The sequence below is a fragment of the Streptomyces lacaronensis genome (genome assembly GCF_047337785.1).
GTDB classification, from domain to species: Bacteria; Actinomycetota; Actinomycetes; order Streptomycetales; family Streptomycetaceae; genus Streptomyces; species Streptomyces lycopersici.
Map to the genome: position 1 here is coordinate 2,843,045 of NZ_JBLHDK010000003.1, position 15,989 is coordinate 2,859,033.

At 71.4% G+C, this 15,989-nt stretch carries 16 protein-coding genes; 2 read left to right on the plus strand and 14 right to left on the minus strand.

The window, feature by feature from the left end:
* Positions 1 to 9 precede the first annotated feature (9 nt).
* Genes ACMTAK_RS11975 through ACMTAK_RS11995 form a run of 5 tightly spaced genes read right to left on the minus strand, consistent with a single transcriptional unit; the run spans position 10 to position 4,793 of the window.
* Positions 10 to 1,122 carry a nucleoside hydrolase gene (locus ACMTAK_RS11975; protein WP_413806192.1) on the minus strand — a complete coding sequence of 371 codons (1,113 nt, stop codon included), beginning with the start codon at positions 1,120 to 1,122 and terminating at the stop codon, positions 10 to 12.
* Positions 1,119 to 2,171: an ABC transporter substrate-binding protein gene (locus tag ACMTAK_RS11980; protein WP_413806193.1), complete on the minus strand. Its 1,053-nt coding sequence runs from the start codon at positions 2,169 to 2,171 to the stop codon at positions 1,119 to 1,121. The genes ACMTAK_RS11975 and ACMTAK_RS11980 overlap by 4 nt, the downstream gene beginning before the upstream one ends.
* The gene (locus tag ACMTAK_RS11985) at positions 2,168 to 3,202 is read right to left on the minus strand and encodes an ABC transporter ATP-binding protein (RefSeq protein ID WP_413806194.1); all 1,035 of its coding nucleotides are present in this window, start codon (positions 3,200 to 3,202) and stop codon (positions 2,168 to 2,170) included. Before ACMTAK_RS11985 ends, ACMTAK_RS11980 begins: the two co-directional genes overlap by 4 nt.
* A gap of 11 nt (positions 3,203 to 3,213) precedes the next feature.
* Positions 3,214 to 3,999 carry an ABC transporter permease gene (locus tag ACMTAK_RS11990; RefSeq protein WP_413806195.1) on the minus strand — a complete coding sequence of 262 codons (786 nt, stop codon included), beginning with the start codon at positions 3,997 to 3,999 and terminating at the stop codon, positions 3,214 to 3,216.
* Positions 3,999 to 4,793, minus strand: a complete 795-nt coding sequence (locus ACMTAK_RS11995; RefSeq protein WP_413806196.1) for an ABC transporter permease — start codon at positions 4,791 to 4,793, stop codon at positions 3,999 to 4,001. Before ACMTAK_RS11995 ends, ACMTAK_RS11990 begins: the two co-directional genes overlap by 1 nt.
* Positions 4,794 to 4,962: 169 nt before the next feature.
* On the opposite strand from ACMTAK_RS11995, the gene ACMTAK_RS12000 reads away from it, so the two are divergent.
* Positions 4,963 to 6,027, plus strand: coding sequence for a LacI family DNA-binding transcriptional regulator (locus ACMTAK_RS12000; RefSeq protein WP_413806197.1), 1,065 nt, complete (start codon positions 4,963 to 4,965; stop codon positions 6,025 to 6,027).
* On the opposite strand, the gene ACMTAK_RS12005 is transcribed toward ACMTAK_RS12000, so the two are convergent.
* The 6 genes from ACMTAK_RS12005 to ACMTAK_RS12030 all read right to left on the minus strand — a co-directional run bounded on the left by ACMTAK_RS12005 (position 5,960) and on the right by ACMTAK_RS12030 (position 11,845).
* Positions 5,960 to 6,508, minus strand: coding sequence for an arginine repressor (locus ACMTAK_RS12005; RefSeq protein WP_413806198.1), 549 nt, complete (start codon positions 6,506 to 6,508; stop codon positions 5,960 to 5,962). The genes ACMTAK_RS12000 and ACMTAK_RS12005 overlap by 68 nt on opposite strands.
* Before the next feature lie 8 nt (positions 6,509 to 6,516).
* Positions 6,517 to 7,719: an acetylornithine transaminase gene (locus tag ACMTAK_RS12010; protein WP_413806199.1), complete on the minus strand. Its 1,203-nt coding sequence runs from the start codon at positions 7,717 to 7,719 to the stop codon at positions 6,517 to 6,519.
* The gene (argB, locus tag ACMTAK_RS12015; RefSeq protein ID WP_413806200.1) at positions 7,716 to 8,669 is read right to left on the minus strand and encodes an acetylglutamate kinase; all 954 of its coding nucleotides are present in this window, start codon (positions 8,667 to 8,669) and stop codon (positions 7,716 to 7,718) included. The genes ACMTAK_RS12010 and argB overlap by 4 nt, the downstream gene beginning before the upstream one ends.
* On the minus strand, positions 8,666 to 9,820 hold the full coding sequence (gene argJ / locus ACMTAK_RS12020) for a bifunctional glutamate N-acetyltransferase/amino-acid acetyltransferase ArgJ (RefSeq protein WP_413806201.1): 1,155 nt from the start codon (positions 9,818 to 9,820) through the stop codon (positions 8,666 to 8,668). Before argJ ends, argB begins: the two co-directional genes overlap by 4 nt.
* Positions 9,817 to 10,845, minus strand: a complete 1,029-nt coding sequence (gene argC, locus ACMTAK_RS12025) for an N-acetyl-gamma-glutamyl-phosphate reductase (protein WP_413806202.1) — start codon at positions 10,843 to 10,845, stop codon at positions 9,817 to 9,819. The genes argJ and argC overlap by 4 nt, the downstream gene beginning before the upstream one ends.
* A gap of 106 nt (positions 10,846 to 10,951) precedes the next feature.
* Entirely contained in the window at positions 10,952 to 11,845 is an 894-nt protein-coding gene (locus ACMTAK_RS12030; RefSeq protein WP_413806203.1) for an NADP-dependent oxidoreductase, read from the minus strand.
* A 69-nt stretch (positions 11,846 to 11,914) separates the two neighbouring features.
* On the opposite strand from ACMTAK_RS12030, the gene ACMTAK_RS12035 reads away from it, so the two are divergent.
* Positions 11,915 to 12,502: a TetR/AcrR family transcriptional regulator gene (locus ACMTAK_RS12035; RefSeq protein WP_413806204.1), complete on the plus strand. Its 588-nt coding sequence runs from the start codon at positions 11,915 to 11,917 to the stop codon at positions 12,500 to 12,502.
* A 224-nt stretch (positions 12,503 to 12,726) separates the two neighbouring features.
* Here the strand turns inward: ACMTAK_RS12035 and ACMTAK_RS12040 are convergent, their stop codons facing one another.
* The 3 genes from ACMTAK_RS12040 to ACMTAK_RS12050 all read right to left on the minus strand — a co-directional run bounded on the left by ACMTAK_RS12040 (position 12,727) and on the right by ACMTAK_RS12050 (position 15,932).
* Positions 12,727 to 14,946, minus strand: a complete 2,220-nt coding sequence (locus ACMTAK_RS12040; RefSeq protein ID WP_413806205.1) for an NADP-dependent isocitrate dehydrogenase — start codon at positions 14,944 to 14,946, stop codon at positions 12,727 to 12,729.
* Between the two features lie 98 nt (positions 14,947 to 15,044).
* Positions 15,045 to 15,206: a hypothetical protein gene (locus ACMTAK_RS12045; protein WP_413806206.1), complete on the minus strand. Its 162-nt coding sequence runs from the start codon at positions 15,204 to 15,206 to the stop codon at positions 15,045 to 15,047.
* 153 nt (positions 15,207 to 15,359) lie between these two features.
* Positions 15,360 to 15,932, minus strand: a complete 573-nt coding sequence (locus ACMTAK_RS12050; protein ID WP_413806207.1) for a histidine phosphatase family protein — start codon at positions 15,930 to 15,932, stop codon at positions 15,360 to 15,362.
* Between the last annotated feature and the right edge of the window lie 57 nt (positions 15,933 to 15,989).

Consider the following 15,989-nt stretch of genomic DNA (forward strand, 5'->3'; position numbering starts at 1 on the left):
GCGGGTGTGTCAGCTCGACGCCACGGCACTCGGCCCGGCGGCACCGGACGCCGCAGCGCCCGACGCCGGATCACTCGGCACCAGATCACTCGGTGCCGGATCACTCGGCGCGGCGGCGGTGTGCGCGGGAGCGGTCCGCGCGCCGTACCGGCCGCGCAGCCGGGACATCAGGAACGCGCGGAACGCCTCCGCGTCGACGTCCGTCGCCACCTTCGCGTTGGGCGGCAGCCCGGTGCGCCCGTGGACGTCGGCGACCAGGGCGCCCCGGGTGAACTCGCCCGCGCATTCGACCGTCACCCACGCTTCCGTCCAGTGCAGAAGGCCCGGCCGGACGGCCGCCGCGACGGCTAGCGCGTCGTGCACGGCGCAGGCACGCACGCCGTGGCGGCGGGCGTAGCGCTCGATGAGATGGCTGAGCATCCGCCCGGCCGCCGAGGTCACGGGCGTGCCGTCGGCGATGAGCGCCTCCGCGTCGGCGAGCGGGGTCAGGGCCTTACGGGTCACGTCGAGTCCGACGATGCGCAGCGGCACCCCGGCCTCGGCGACATAGCGGGCGGCCTCGGGGTCGGCGTGGAAGTTGAACTCCGCGGCGGGCGTGGTGTTGCCCGGGGCGAAGGCCGCGCCGCCCATGAGGACGATCTCCGCCAGCCGCTCCCGGGTGTCCGGGTGGGCGTGCAGCAGCGCGGCGACGTTGGTGAGCGGGGCCGTGGCGATGAGGGTGATCTCGCCGGGGGCGCCGCCACGGATCCGCTCGGCCATCCAGTCCACGGCGTGGCCCGGGTGGGCGGCCCGGGTGGGCGCGGGAATTTCCACGCCACCCAGGCCGTACGCGCCGTGCACCGGCTCATCAGGCGCACGCAGCGCGCGCGCCAGCGGACCGGCGTAGCCGCGGAGCACCGGGGTGGCCGCCGCGGCGCCGCCGATCAGGTCGCACAGCCGCAGGGCGTTGTCGACGACCTGGTCGAGTCCGACATTGCCCGCGACGGTGGTCACGCCCACGACGTCGAGTTCGGGTGACGCGTAGGCCAGCAGCAGCGCGATCGCGTCGTCGATCCCCGGGTCGCAGTCGATGATGACCCGCCGGCGGGCCTGGCTCACCGCCTGGCCCACCGCCTGGCTCATCCGGAGACCTCGCGCTGGAAGCGGTCCACCCACGCGTCATTGTGGTCGACCGCGTAGCCGAGGTCGGGGGAGGTGAACCCGGCGGCGGACGGGTCGCCGGCGGCCTTGCCCGAGACCTTGGTGAGGGACGCGGGCACCTTGGCGTCCTTGTTGACCGGCTTGTCGTTGAAGGAGGCGGCGGCCTTCTCCTGGACGTCCGCGGAGAGCAGGTAGTCGATGAACTTCTCGGCGCCCGCCTTGTTCTTGCCGCCCTTGACGATCTGGGCGGTGTTGGCGGCGACGAAGCGGCCCTTGTCGAACGGCGCCCAGCCGATGGGCTTGCCGGCCTTGGCCGGGTCCACGGCGAACAGATCGAGACCGGGAGCCATATCGACCTCGCCGCGGTCCAGCAGGCTCACCAGTTCGGTGCTGCGGTTGAAGAACTTGAGCACATTGGGCTTGAGGTCGGAGAGCTTCTTGAATCCGGCGTCGGTGTCCTTGGGGCCCGCGCCGTACGTCGCGGAGGTGGCCTCGAGGAAGGGCATACCGGCGCTGGTGGACATGTCGGGGACGGCGACCTTGCCCTTGTGCTCGGACTTCCACAGCTCCTGCAGCGTGGGCGGCTCGCTGAACTTGTCGGTGCGGTAGAGCATGCCGAGCAGCTGATAGGTGTAGGCGGGGCCGTAGCCGTCCTCGCTCCTGGCGAAGTCGTAGACCTTGGAGAGGTTGGGGACCTTCTTGGGGTCGATCTTCTCGAAGAGCCCCTGCTTCTGGCCCATGGCGGCGAACAGGTCGGTGATCATGACGACGTCGACGGTGGGGTTCGCCTTGTTGACGCGGAGCTTGGTCAGCCGGTCGGCGTTGGCGCCGGTCTCCACGGTGACATCGATCCCGGTCCGCTTCTCGAACGGCTCGACCACCGTCTTCTCGAAGCGGTCCGCCCCGAAGCCGAAGGTGCTGACGGTCAGCTTCTTGGGGTCGGCGTCGGCGGTCTCGGCACAGCCGGACAGGGAGAGGGTGAGGGCGGCCGCGGCCGCCGCGCCGCTGATGAGTCTGGTGGTGCGGGTCATGCGGGACACTCCTGCTGTTTCGAGGTGGCCGGCCGGGCGTCGCCGTCGTCGCCGGCCAGGGGGACGGCCCGCGCAAGGGGCAGGTGGAGCCGTACCGACTCCCCCGCACGCAGGGTGTCGTCGGCGCTGACGGCGTGGAGGGTGCGGTCGCCGACGGTGGCGGTGACCGCGAAGTCCGTACCGCGGAAGCGGACCGCGGCCACGGTCGCCTCGACCACTTCGCCGCCGGTCGGTGGCTTCTGGCCGCGGGCGAGGACGCCCACATGCTCGGGCCTGATGGTGATCGGGCCCTGGCCGGGGAGGTCGAGGAAGTTCTCATAGCCCAGGAACTCCGCGACGAAACGGGTCGCGGGCGCCCGGAAGACCTCGCGCGGCGGGCCCTGCTGCACGATCCGGCCGCGGTCCAGGATCACCATGGAGTCGGCGAGTTCGAGCGCCTCCTCCTGGTCGTGGGTGACCAGGATGGCGGTCAGCCCCGTCTCGCGCTGAACGCGCAGCAGCTCCTGCCGCATCTGGATACGCAGCCGCGCGTCGAGGTTGGACAGCGGCTCGTCGAGCAGCAGCACCGAGGGACGGATGGCCACGGCGCGGGCGAGCGCGACCCGCTGCTGCTGGCCGCCGGAGAGCTCCTTGGGCTTGCGGCGGGCGAGGTGGGCGAGGCCGACCAGCTCCAGCACCTCGCCCACCCGGGTGCGGATCTCGGCGGCGGGCACGCCCCGCATCCGCAGCCCGAACGCGACGTTCTTCTCCACGGTCAGATGCGGGAAGAGGGCGTACGACTGGAACACCATGCCGATGTTGCGGCGCTCGGGCGGCAGCCGGGTGGCGTCCTCGCCGTCGAGCAGGATGGTGCCGGAGCTGGGCGGGAGGAACCCCGCGATCATCCGCAGGGTCGTGGTCTTGCCGCAGCCGCTCGGGCCGAGCAGGGCGGTGAACTGTCCGCGCTCCACGGTCAGATCGATGGCGTCCACGGCCACCGACCCCGAGAACTCCCGGGTGATGGCCCGGAGCTGGACCACTGGCGTCGTCATCTGGCGCATCCCTACTTGCTGAAGACCTTGTTGAATCCGACGAGCCGCTCCGTGACCAGGGCGACCAGCACGGTCGCCGCCAGCAGCAGCGTGCTCACGGCCGCGACGACCGGGTCGAAGGAGAATTCCACGTAGTGGAGCATCTCGACCGGCAGGGTGGAGACTCCGGGACCGTTGAGGAGGAGTGACAGCGGCACGTTGTTGAAGGAGGTGAGGAAGGACAGCACGGCCGCGGAGACGATGCCGGGGGTCATCACCGGCAGGGTGATGTGGAGGAACGTCCGCAGCGGGCCCGCGCCGAGCCCGCGGCCCGCCTCCTCCAGGGCGGGGTCGGCCATGGCGAGCGAGGCTCCGGTCACCCGCACCGCGTACGGCAGGAGCAGCACGGTGTGGCCGATCAGCAGCGCCCCGAGGGCGGTGATCCGCAAGGTGACCATCAGCTGCTGGAACAGGGCGAAGCCCAGGACCAGCTCCGGCACGATTGCCGGGGACAGGAACAGCGCCTCGACCGCCTTGCGGCCGGGGAACCGGCGCCGCTGGATCGCCAGCGCGGCCGGAATGCCGACGAGCAGAGCCAGGGCCGTCGCCCCGGCCGCCACCAGCGCGCTGGTGGCGAGCGCCTCCTGGAAGGGCTGGTAGGACAGCGCCTTGGTGAACCACTTCCCCGACAGACCGGGGGGCGGGAACTCCACGGTGTCGCCGGAGGAGAACGCGATCGCGACGACCAGCAGGATCGGGCCGAGCAGGAACAGCAGCGCCAGCGCGGACAGCGCGGTGAGTACCGGACGCCCCCGCATCAGACCGCCCCCACCCGGGACAGCCGACCGGATATCCAGCTCGCGGCGAGCACCAGCACGGTCATGATCAGGGCGACCGCGCTCGCCGCGCTCCAGTCGAGCTTCACATTGGCGTAGTCGTACAGCAGCGTGGCCAGTGTGCGGTTGCGGGTGCCACCGAGCAGCAGCGGGGTGGTGAACGCGGTGACCGCGCCGGCGAAGACGAGGGTCACGCCGACCAGCACCCCGGGCAGCGCGAGGGGCAGCACCACGCTCCGGAACGCCCGGCCCGGCTTCGCCCCGAGCCCCCTGGCCGCCTCCTCCAGCTTGGTGTCGACATGGGAGAGCGAGCTGTAGGAGGTGAGGATCATGATCGGAGTGAAGAGCTGAGTGAGCCCGGCGACCAGGGCGAATTCGGTGTAGAGCAACTGGGTGCCACCGTCCATGATCTTCAGGTCGACCAGTACGGAGCTGATGAGTCCGTTGCGCCCGAGGATGACCAGCCAGGAGAAGGTGCGGACGACGGTGGAGAGCAGCAGCGGAAAGACCGCGAGCGCGAGCAGCAGGCCCTGACGGCGCCGGGGCGCCCGGGAGATCAGATAGGCCACCGGGAAGCCGAGCAGCAGGCAAACCGCCGTGGTGAGGGCGGCGACCCGGATGGTCCGGGCCGCGACCTCCAGGACGTAGGAGTCGCCGAGCATCCCGCCGAGCTTGCCGAGGACATCGGGGTGCTCGGCGGCGGGCGGGGCGAACAGGGTGATGCCGAAGGGATAGAGGAAGCCGAAGGCGAGCAGCGCCACGCCTGGCAGGAGCAAGAGGCCAGCCGCCGCTCTGCGTGACACGAACCCGTCCTCCGTGAATCTGGCGAAGAGTGATGTTGCAACCGGTTGCAGCAACCGGTTGCAGGCAAGCTACGCTAGGCGCGGGGAGGCCGTCAACGGCCATCGGTTAAAACCGTGTAACCGACAACGAGAGCAGGGGCGGATGGTTCGGCTGGCAGATGTCGCACGGGCTGCGGGCGTGTCCACTTCCACGGCGTCGCGCGCCCTCAGCAGGCCAGGCATGGTCGCGGAGGAGACCCGGGAGCGGGTGGCGCGTGCGGCCGACGAGATGGGATTCCGGCTCAACGCCACCGCACGGGCTCTGACGACCGGCCACACCGGGCTGGTGGGGGTCATCGTCCCCACCCTCGCCAACCCCTTCTTCCCACCCATCGTCACCGGCGTTCAGCAGCCCCTCACCGAGGCGGGCGGAAACGTCCTGCTCGGCGTCTCGGACCATTCGGCGGACCGGGAGCGGGAGCTGGTGACCCAGCTGGGGTCGCGGGTCGACGGGCTGGTCCTGGTCGCGCCGGTCAGCCCGGACGCGACGCTGCGCTCGTTCGCCGAGCGGCTGCCCGTGGTGACGGTGGACCGCACCACCCCGGGACTGCCCGGCGTGGTGGTGGACACCCCCGGAGGCGTACGGAAACTGATGGCGCATCTGCTCGGCCTCGGTCACCGGCGGATCGCCTACCTCGGCGGCCCGCCCGGCTCATGGATGGACCGGCAGCGCCGGAAGGCCGCCCTGGAGTCAGTGGCGGACGGCGGCGGGGAGCTGACCGTCCTGGATCCCGTACCGCCGCAGTTCGACGCCGGACTGGCCGCGGCGGAGCATCTGGTACGGCATGAGGCCCGGGTCACCGCGGTCATGGTCTACAGCAGCTATGTGCTGCTGGGGCTGTTCGTGGGGCTGGGCAACGCCGGACTGCGCGTTCCCGAGGACATGAGCCTGGCCGCCTCCGACGATCTGACCGTCATCGGCATGACCCGGCCGGGCAGCACCGCGCTGCACGTCCCCCTCCAGGAGGCGGGCGACGCGGCGGGCCGGCTGGTGCGGGAGGCCCCGGAGGTGGGCTCGCGGCCGCCGCGCGTCCGCGTCACCACACGGCTGGTGGTACGCGACTCCACCGCCCCGCCCAAGGCCGCGGGGCGACCGGTTCCTAGGCCTTCTGGGCCAGTCGCAGCAGATGGTCGGCGAGCGCCTGGCCGCCCAGCGGGTCGCGGCTGATCAGCAGGAGCGTGTCGTCGCCCGCGATGGTGCCGAGGATGTCGTGCAGCTCCGCCGAGTCGATGGCCGAGGCGAGGAACTGGGCCGCGCCCGGCGGAGTGCGCAGCACCACGAGGTTGGCCGAAGCCTCCGCCGAGATCAGCAGCTCACCCGCCAGCCGGGCCATCCGCGCCTCGCTCGCCGACTCGCCGAGCGGGGCGCGCGGCGTGCGGTCGCCGCCCTCGCTCGGCACCGCGTAGATCAGCTCACCGCCGGTGTTGCGGATCTTCACCGCGCCCAGCTCGTCCAGGTCCCGGGAGAGCGTCGCCTGGGTGACGGAGAGCCCGTCGTCCGCGAGCAGCTTGGCGAGCTGGCTCTGGGAGCGCACGGCCTGCCGGTTCAGGATGTCCACGATCCGGCGGTGGCGTGCGGTGCGGGTCTGCGGCACGGCCGGTCCGCCGTGGCCCGCGTCCTGCGCGTCGGTGTGCTGCGCCTCGGTCATCGGTGTCGTCAGTCTCCGGCTCGTCGTTCCCCGTCTCCCTCATGTGCGGCGTCCAGGACGGCGGGCAGCTCCCGGAGGAAGGTGTCCACCTCGCCGTCGGAGATGACGAGCGGCGGGGCGAGCCGGACCACATCCGGCGCGACCGCGTTCACCAGGAGTCCCGCGTCCTGAGCCGCCTTCTGCACCTGCGGCGCGAGGGACTCTGTGAGCACGATACCGAGCAGCAGCCCGGCGCCGCGGACCCGGGCGACCGATGCGTGGCCGAGTGACTCGATTCCGTTGCGCAGCCGCTCCCCCGCCCGCTTGACCCGGTCCAGGAGGCCGTCGGCGGCGATGGTGTCGAGGACGGCGAGACCGGCCGCGCAGGAGACGGGGTTGCCGCCGAAGGTGGATCCGTGCTGACCCGGGGTCAGCAGATCGGCCGCGGGCCCGAAGGCGAGGGTGGCGCCGATGGGCAGCCCGGCGCCGAGCCCCTTGGCGAGGGTGACGACATCGGGCTCGACGCCCTGTGCCTGGTGCTCGAACCAGTGCCCGGTCCGCCCGATCCCGGTCTGGATCTCGTCGAGCACCAGCAGGGTGCCGGTGGCCCGGGTGATCTCCCGCGCCGCGGCCAGATAGCCGGCCGGCGGCACGATGACGCCGTTCTCGCCCTGGATGGGCTCCAGGATGACGAGGGCGGTGTCGGTGGTGACGGCCGCGCGCAGCGCCTCCACGTCCCCGTACGGCACGTGCGTCACGTCGCCGGGCAGCGGAAGGAAGGGCTCCTGCTTGGCGGGCTGGCCGGTCAGGGCCAGCGCGCCCATGGTGCGGCCGTGGAAGCCGCCGTCGGTGGCCACCATATGGGTGCGCCCGGTGCGCCGCCCGATCTTGAACGCGGCCTCGACCGCCTCCGCGCCGGAGTTGGAGAAGTACACGCGTCCGGAGCGGCCGAAGAGCTGGAGCAGCCGCTCGGCGAGCGCCACCGGGGGCTCGGCCACGAAGAGGTTGGAGACATGGCCGAGGGTGGCGATCTGGTCGGACACCGCCCGGACGACGGCGGGGTGGGCATGGCCGAGGGAGTTGACGGCGATACCGCCGACGAAGTCGAGGTACTCCTTGCCGTCCGCGTCCCAGACCTTGGCGCCCTCGCCGTGAGTGAGCGGGATGCGGGGGGTGCCGTAGTTGTCCATGAGCGCCCCCTGCCAGCGCCGCTTCAGCTCCGCGTTGCTCACTGGTCCTCCCCCTTGTCGCCGTCGCTGTCCTGGTCGTCCTTGCCGATCGCGGTCCCGTCCGGCAGGACCATCGTGCCGATGCCCTCGTCGGTGAAGATCTCCAGCAGGATGGAGTGCGGTACCCGCCCGTCGAGCACACGGGCGGTGGTCACCCCGTGGCGCACGGCGTACAGACAGCCCTCCATCTTCGGCACCATGCCGCTGGCCAGCTCCGGGAGCAGCTTCTCCAGTTGGCTGGCGGTGAGCTTGCTGATCACCTCGTCGCTGTTGGGCCAGTCGGCGTAGAGGCCCTCGACATCGGTGAGCACCATCAGTGTCTCGGCGCCCAGGGCGACGGCGAGGGCGGCCGCGGCCGTGTCGGCGTTGACGTTGTAGACATGGCCGTCGTCGGCGCTGCGGGCGATGGAGGAGACGACCGGGATCCGGCCGTCGTCCAGCAGGGCCCGCACCGCGCCGGTGTCGATCTCGGTGATCTGGCCGACCCGGCCGATGTCCACCTGCTCGCCGTCGAGCTCGGCGAAGTGCTTGGTGGCGGACATCAGATGGGCGTCCTCGCCGGTCATGCCGACGGCCAGCGGGCCGTGCCGGTTGAGCAGCCCGACCAGTTCGCGCTGGACCTGTCCGGCCAGCACCATCCGTACGACGTCCATGGCGTCGTCGGTGGTGACCCGCAGCCCGGCCTTGAACTCGCTCACCAGACCGTGCCGGTCCAGCTGTGCGCTGATCTGGGGGCCGCCGCCGTGGACGACGACGGGGCGCAGGCCCGCGTGGCGCAGGAAGACGACGTCCTGGGCGAAGGCGGCCTTCAGCTCGTCGTCGACCATGGCGTTGCCGCCGAACTTGACCACCACGGTCTTGCCGTGGTGCCGGGTCAGCCAGGGCAGCGCCTCGATGAGGATGCGGGCCTTGGGCAGGGCGGTGTGTTTACGGGTGGCGGTCGGCTGGCTCATGACGAATACGCGCTGTTCTCGTGGACGTAGTCGGCGGTCAGGTCGTTGGCCCAGATGACCGCCGACTCGCTGCCCGCGGACAGGTCGGCGGTGATGCGGACCTCGCGGTAGCGCATGTCGACCAGCTCCCGGTCCTCGCCCACCGAGCCGTTCTTGCACACCCAGACGTCGTTGATCGCGACGTTGAGCTGGTCCGGTTCGAAGGCGGCCGAGGTGGTACCGATGGCGGAGAGCACCCGGCCCCAGTTGGGGTCCTCGCCGTGGATGGCGCACTTGAGGAGGTTGTTACGGGCGATGGAGCGGCCCACCTCCACCGCGTCGTCCTCGGTGGCCGCGCCGACGACCTCGATCCGGATGTCCTTGGAGGCGCCCTCGGCGTCCCCGATCAGCTGGCGGGCGAGATCGGCGCAGACCTCGCGGACCGCCTCGGCGAACTCCGCGGCGTCGGGGGCGACACCGGAGGCGCCGGAGGCCATCAGCAGCACCATGTCGTTGGTGGACATGCAGCCGTCGGAGTCGATCCGGTCGAAGGTGGTGCGGGTGGCGGCGCGCAGCGCGGTGTCCAGCCCGGGGGTGTCCATGTCGGCGTCGGTGGTGAGGACGACGAGCATGGTGGCCAGGCCCGGGGCCAGCATCCCGGCGCCCTTGGCCATACCGCCCACGGTCCAGCCCGCGGGGCTCTGTACGACGGCCGTCTTGTGGACGGTGTCGGTGGTCTTGATGGCGATCGCGGCCTTCTCGCCGCCGTGCGGGGAGAGCGCCTCGGCGGCCTTGCCGACCCCGGACAGCACCGCGTCCATGGGCAGCCGGACGCCGATGAGCCCGGTGGAGGCCACGGCGACCTCGCCCGCGCTGTGACCGAGGGCCTCGGCGACCTTCTCGGCGGTGGCGTGGGCGTCCTGGAAGCCCAGCGGGCCGGTGCAGGCGTTGGCGCCACCGGAGTTGAGGACGGCGGCCGAGACCTGACCGCCCTTGACGACCTGCTCGGACCACAGGACGGGGGCGGCCTTGACACGGTTGGAGGTGAAGACGGCCGCCGCGGAGAGGCGCGGGCCGGTGTTCACCACGAGTGCGAGGTCGGGGTTTCCGTTCTCCTTGATCCCTGCCGCGACGCCGGAGGCCGTGAAGCCCTGGGCTGCCGTAACGCTCATGGAGCGACTCCGATCGTGGAAAGTCCCAGCTCCTCGGGGAGGCCGAGGGCGATGTTCATGCTCTGCACCGCGCCGCCCGCGGTGCCCTTGGTCAGGTTGTCGATGGCGCTGATCACGAGGGCGCGGCCGGCCGCCTCGTCATGGGCGACCTGGAGCAGCGCGGCGTTGGATCCGTACACGGCGGCGGTGGAGGGCCACTGGCCCTCGGGGAGGAGGGTGACGAACGGTTCGTCCCGCAGCGCCTTGTCGTACGCGGCGCGCAGGCTCTCCCCGGTGACTCCGGGCCTGGCCTTGGCGCTGCACGTGGCGAGGATGCCGCGGGGCATCGGGGCGAGGGTCGGGGTGAAGGAGACCGACACCCGCTCCCCCGCCGCGGCGGACAGGTTCTGGATCATCTCGGGGGTGTGCCGGTGGCCGCCGCCGACGCCGTACGGGCTCATCGAGCCCATGACCTCGCTGCCCAGCAGATGCGGCTTGGCCGCCTTGCCCGCGCCCGAGGTCCCGGAGGCGGCGACGATGACCGCCTCGGGCTCCAGCAGTCCGGCCGCGTAGGCCGGGAAGAGCGCGAGGGAGACGGCGGTGGGGTAGCAGCCCGGCACCGCGACGCGCTTGGCGCCCTCCAGCGCGGCGCGGGCGCCGGGCAGCTCGGGCAGGCCGTAGGGCCAGGTGCCGGCGTGCGGCGAACCGTAGAACTTCTCCCAGTCCGCCGCGTCCTTCAGCCGGAAGTCGGCGCCGCAGTCGACGACCAGGGCCTGGTCGCCGAGCTGCTCGGCCACGGCGGCGGACTGCCCGTGCGGCAGCGCCAGGAAGACCACGTCATGCCCGGCCAGCGCCTCCGCGGTGGTGGGCTCGAGCACCCGCCCGGCCAGCGGGAGCAGATGGGGCTGCAGCCCGGCGAGGGGCTGCCCGGCGTTGGAGTTGCCGGTCAGGGTGCCGATCTCCACCTCGGGGTGGGCGAGCAGCAGCCGCAGCAGTTCCCCGCCCGCGTATCCGCTCGCGCCCGCCACCGCAGCACGTATGGCCATCGCCGTCGTCCTCCCTAGATGATGGCATGACTATACGTTCGACGACAGCTTTATGCAAAGAGTGGCCGGATTCCCACCGCCGAGGTGCAGCGGCTCAGATGACGATTCAGATGACGATGACCCGGCGCCCGCGCGTATGACCGGCATGGCTGTCGACGTGCGCCGCCGCGGCCCCGGCGAGCGGGTACGACTTCTCGACCGGGATGTGGAGCCTTCCTCGCGAGATGAGGCCGACGGCCTCGGCGAGCGCTTCCGGTACGCTCCCGGCCACACCGGAGAATCGGACACCGAACTCCGGCGCGGCGAGATCGGCGATGGAGATCACCTTCCGCGGATCCCCGGTCAGCTCGACAAGCTCGCGGATCACCCCCGAACCGGCCAGATCGAGCGCCGCGTCGACCCGGCCGAGCCGCCGCACCCGCTCGACCCAGCCCTCACCGTACGTCGTGGCGACGGCACCCAGGCTCCGCAGATAGTCCTGGTTCGCGTCCCCGGCCGTGCCGATCACCGTGATGCCGCGGTCGCGGGCGATCTGCAGCACCGCCGATCCGACTCCCCCGGACGCACCGCTGACCAGCAGCGTCTGCCCGGACCGCACACCGACCTCGCGGATGACGCGCAGCGCGGTCTCCACCACGGAGGGGTACCCGGCCGCCTCCTCGAACGTCAGCCCGTCGGGCATCCGGGCCCAGGCCGACAGCACGGCGAACTCGGCATAGGTGCTCGAACCCTCGCCGAACACACGGTCGCCGACCTCGACCCCTTCGACACCCTCGCCGACCTCGTCCACCACCCCGGAGGCGTCCAGCCCGACCCCGGAGGGCAGCTCGACCGGATGGGCCCCCAGGATCTGGCCTTCACGGATCCGCCAGTCGACGGGGTTCACGCCCGCCGCCCGCACGGCGATGCGTATCTGGCCGGGGCCCGCATGGGGCTCCTCGGCGTCCACGAGTTGCAGAACGTCCGGACCGCCGAACTCGGCGAAGCTCACTCTCTTCATGCCGCGACCGTAACACTAACCGTTAGGGTTTAAAAACCGTTACAGCTTTGCATCTGATAGCGTGAGGGCATGACCGTGCCGCCCGGACGCCGTGAGCGCAAGAAGGCCGCGACCCGCCAGAAGATCGCTGATGCCGCCCTGCGGCTCTTCCTGGAACGCGGGTACGACGCGGTGGGCATCCGTGACGTGGCCGCCGAGGCCGACGTGGCCGTCACCACGCTCTTCTCCCACTTCGCCTCGAAAGAGGCCCTGGTGTTCGAGCAGGACCAGGACTTCGAGCAACGCCTCACACGGGCGGTCACCGGCCGGGCGCCGCACGAACCGCTCCTCCCCGCGCTGCGCCGCGAGATCCATGCCCTGGTGCGCCATTGCTCGGCGGACGGCGCCGCCCCGATCTGGCACATGATCGACGCGTCGCCCGCCCTGCGGGAGTACGAGGAGTCGATGAGGCTGCGCCATGCGGAGTCGCTGGCAACGGCCATCGCGGCCGATCCCGGCCGGTCACAGACCACCACGGCCTGCCGGACGATCGCGAGGTTCGTGATCGACGCCTATGCGCTGGCCCGTGAGGCGGCCGATCCGGAGGCCGCGGTGGACGAGATCTTCCGGATGATCGAGGCGGCCTGGGAGGTCGCCTCACCTTCTCGACGTACGTGACTCGACGTACGTGACTCGACGTACGTGAGGAACCGCTCCCCGGGAGCGTGCCGCAACGCCCGCCACCGGTGTCCTGGCCGATCCGGACACCCGCGGTGGGGAGCTGCGCTGGGTCAGCTTCGACCGGGGCGCGGCGCCCCGGAGAAGGGAACCGCCCCGGCCGGGCGAGTGCCGGCCGGGGCGGTGTGGTGCGGTGCGGTGGTGCGTCAGGCGCGCCAGGCGGGTCAGCCGAGGGTGGCGAGGGCCTGGTTGAGGGTCGCGGACGGGCGCATGACGGCCGAGGCCTTGGCGGTGTCGGGCCGGTAGTAGCCGCCGATGTCCGCCGGGGAGCCCTGGACCGCGAGCAGCTCGTCGACGATCGTCTGCTCCTGGGTGGAGAGCGTGTCGGCGAGCTGGGCGAACGCCTTGGCCAGGTCGGCGTCGTCGGTCTGCTTGGCCAGCTCCTGGGCCCAGTACAGGGCCAGGTAGAAGTGGCTGCCACGGTTGTCGATACCGCCGACGCGACGGCTGGGCGACTTGTTCTCGGCCAGGAAGGTGCCAGTCGCCCGGTCGAGGGTGTCGGCGAGGATCTGAGCCCGCGCGTTGCCCGTCTTCTGCGCGAGGTGCTCGAAGCTGACCGCGAGGGCCAGGAACTCGCCCAGGCTGTCCCAGCGCAGGTAGTTCTCCTTGACCAGCTGCTGGACGTGCTTGGGCGCCGAGCCGCCCGCGCCGGTCTCGAACAGACCGCCGCCGTTGATCAGCGGGACGACCGAGAGCATCTTGGCGCTGGTGCCCAGCTCCAGGATCGGGAACAGGTCGGTCAGGTAGTCGCGCAGGACGTTGCCGGTGACCGAGATCGTGTTCTCGCCGCGGCGGATCCGCTCGAGGGAGAGCTTGATCGCCTCGACCGGGGCCAGGATCCTGATGTCCAGGCCCTCGGTGTCGTGCTCCGGCAGGTACGCCTTGACCTTCTCGATGAGGTTGGCGTCGTGGGCGCGGTCCTCGTCCAGCCAGAAGACGGCCGGGTCGCCGGTGGCGCGGGCGCGGGTGACGGCCAGCTTGACCCAGTCCTGGATCGGCACGTCCTTGGTCTGGCACATCCGGAAGATGTCACCGGCGCCGACGACCTGCTCGATGACCGCGTTGCCCGCCCCGTCCAGGACCCGGACGGTGCCGGTGGTGGGGATCTCGAAGGTCTTGTCGTGGCTGCCGTACTCCTCGGCCTTCTGCGCCATCAGGCCGACGTTGGGCACCGAGCCCATCGTGGCCGGGTCGAAGGCGCCGTGGGCGCGGCAGTCGTCGATGACGGCCTGGTAGATCCCGGCGTAGCTGCTGTCCGGGATCACCGCGAGGGTGTCGTGCTCCTCGCCGTCCGGGCCCCACATGTGGCCCGAGGTGCGGATCATGGCCGGCATGGAGGCGTCGACGATGACGTCGGACGGCACATGCAGGTTGGTGATGCCGCGGTCCGAGTCGACCATGGCCAGCTCCGGGCCCTCGGCCAGCTCGGCGTCGAAGGACGCCTTGATCGCCGCGCCCTCGGGCAGGGCCTCCAGGCCCTTGAGGATGCCGCCAAGACCGTCGTTCGGGGTCAGACCGGCGGCGGCGAGGGTCTCACCGTGCTCGGCGAAAGTCTTGGGGAAGAAGGCGCGTACGCCGTGGCCGAAGACGATCGGGTCGGAGACCTTCATCATCGTGGCCTTCAGGTGCAGCGAGAACAGCACGCCCTCCGCCTTGGCGCGGGCCACCTGCGCCGAGAGGAACTCGCGCAGCGCCGCGACGCGCATCACGGAGGCGTCCACGACCTCGCCCGCCAGCACCGGCACCGACTCGCGCAGCACGGTGGTGGAACCGTCGTCGCCCGCCAGCTCGATGCGCAGCGAGCCGTCCGCCGGGATCACCACGGACTTCTCGGTGGAGCGGAAGTCGTCGGTGTCCATGTGGGACACATTGGTCTTGGAGTCGGCCGTCCAGGCGCCCATGCGGTGCGGGTTGGCCCTGGCGTAGTTCTTCACCGAGGCGGGGGCGCGGCGGTCGGAGTTGCCCTCGCGCAGCACCGGGTTCACCGCGGAGCCCTTGACCTTGTCGTAACGGGCGCGGATCTCCCGCTCCTCGTCGGTCTTCGGGTCGTCCGGGTAGTCCGGCAGCGCGTAGCCCTGCTGCTGCAGCTCGGCGACCGCGGCCTTCAGCTGCGGGATCGAGGCCGAGATGTTCGGCAGCTTGATGATGTTGGCCTCGGGGGTCTTGGCAAGGTCACCCAGCTCGGCGAGGGCGTCGGGGATGCGCTGGCCCTCTTCCAGGTACTCGGGGAACTGGGCGATGATCCGGCCCGCCAGGGAGATGTCCCGGCTCTCCACGCCGACCCCGGCCGTGGAGGCGTACGCCTCGATCACCGGCAGGAACGAGTACGTCGCGAGGGCAGGGGCCTCGTCCGTGTGCGTATAGATGATGGTCGAGTCAGTCACCGGGTGCTCCGCTCCACGTCTGCAACATTGCTCGACATCAAGATATCTGGTGCCGAGCGCTTTCCCGAAAGGGCCCTGGGCAGAAAGCCGCGCCCTGGTCACGGCCCGCGCTCCGACGGGATCGTCCGGTCCATGCCGATGACTCTGCGGGGCGCGCGGGTGGTGCCGCGCCCCACCGTCCCTTCCGATGTTCCCTCCCTGGCCGCGATCCGCGCCACGTGCAGCTGACCGTCGAGTTCGAGGGCGCGGTGATCGGTCATGCGGTCCTATGAGCGCGGCGCCGACGGTACGTGGCACGACGGCCTGCTGATGGGTCTGCTGGCCGAGGAGCTCACGCCGTGAGCGGGCGGACCTTGCGCTCCGCTCTCACGTACGGTCCACTCTCACGTACCGTTCTCGCGTACGGTCCCCTCTCACGTACCGTCCAGGCGCAGCCGCCACTCGCCCGCCCGGCCGGTGAGGGTGACCGTGGAGAGCGGACGGATGTCGACGTTCCAGTAGCAGTGCGGCGGCGCCTTGATCGCGTACATCAGGGCAGCGCGGACCACCCCGGGGTCGGCCACGGCCACCATCTTGGCGTGGTCCTCGGCCGGGCGGGTGTCCAGCCAGCCGCCGATCCGCATGATGAACGCGTGCAGCGACTCCCCGCCGTGCGGTGCGGAGCGCGGATCGGCGAGCCAGGCGTCCACCTCCGTGGGTTCGCGCGCCATCACATCGGCGAGGGAGCGGCCCGCCCAGCGGCCCATGTCGCAGTCGCGCAAGGCGAGTTGGACCAGTGGCGTGAAGCCGAGCGCGTCGCCGGTCTCCCGGCTGCGGGTCGACGGTGAGCAGTACCGCAGCTCCGCCGCGGCCAGCGGCAACAGCCCGGGGGCCGCGCGCTCGGCGGCGAGCCGGCCCTCCGAATCCAGCGGCCGGTCGTCGCCGAAGCGCTCCCCCAACCGGGAGGAACTGCGGCCGGCGGCGACCAGCGTCAGCCGAAACGTCATCCCGGCATCGTAAGGTCACGGCCGCGGCTCCAGGGCCCGTACCGGGAGAAGGGCTTT

Bases quoted from the DNA above. Each gene is read 5' to 3' on its own strand.
- ACMTAK_RS12030 (WP_413806203.1), bottom strand. From the start codon at position 11,845: ATGAAGAGAGTGAGCTTCGCCGAGTTCGGCGGTCCGGACGTTCTGCAA.
- ACMTAK_RS12050 (WP_413806207.1), bottom strand. From the start codon at position 15,932: ATGACGTTTCGGCTGACGCTGGTCGCCGCCGGCCGCAGTTCCTCCCGG.
- ACMTAK_RS12035 (WP_413806204.1), top strand. From the start codon at position 11,915: ATGACCGTGCCGCCCGGACGCCGTGAGCGCAAGAAGGCCGCGACCCGC.
- argJ (WP_413806201.1), bottom strand. From the start codon at position 9,820: ATGAGCGTTACGGCAGCCCAGGGCTTCACGGCCTCCGGCGTCGCGGCA.
- argB (WP_413806200.1), bottom strand. From the start codon at position 8,669: ATGAGCCAGCCGACCGCCACCCGTAAACACACCGCCCTGCCCAAGGCC.
- ACMTAK_RS12045 (WP_413806206.1), bottom strand. From the start codon at position 15,206: ATGACCGATCACCGCGCCCTCGAACTCGACGGTCAGCTGCACGTGGCG.
- ACMTAK_RS11975 (WP_413806192.1), bottom strand. From the start codon at position 1,122: ATGAGCCAGGCGGTGGGCCAGGCGGTGAGCCAGGCCCGCCGGCGGGTC.
- ACMTAK_RS11985 (WP_413806194.1), bottom strand. From the start codon at position 3,202: ATGACGACGCCAGTGGTCCAGCTCCGGGCCATCACCCGGGAGTTCTCG.
- ACMTAK_RS12005 (WP_413806198.1), bottom strand. From the start codon at position 6,508: ATGACCGAGGCGCAGCACACCGACGCGCAGGACGCGGGCCACGGCGGA.
- argC (WP_413806202.1), bottom strand. From the start codon at position 10,845: ATGGCCATACGTGCTGCGGTGGCGGGCGCGAGCGGATACGCGGGCGGG.
- ACMTAK_RS11990 (WP_413806195.1), bottom strand. From the start codon at position 3,999: ATGCGGGGGCGTCCGGTACTCACCGCGCTGTCCGCGCTGGCGCTGCTG.
- ACMTAK_RS11980 (WP_413806193.1), bottom strand. From the start codon at position 2,171: ATGACCCGCACCACCAGACTCATCAGCGGCGCGGCGGCCGCGGCCGCC.
- ACMTAK_RS12000 (WP_413806197.1), top strand. From the start codon at position 4,963: ATGGTTCGGCTGGCAGATGTCGCACGGGCTGCGGGCGTGTCCACTTCC.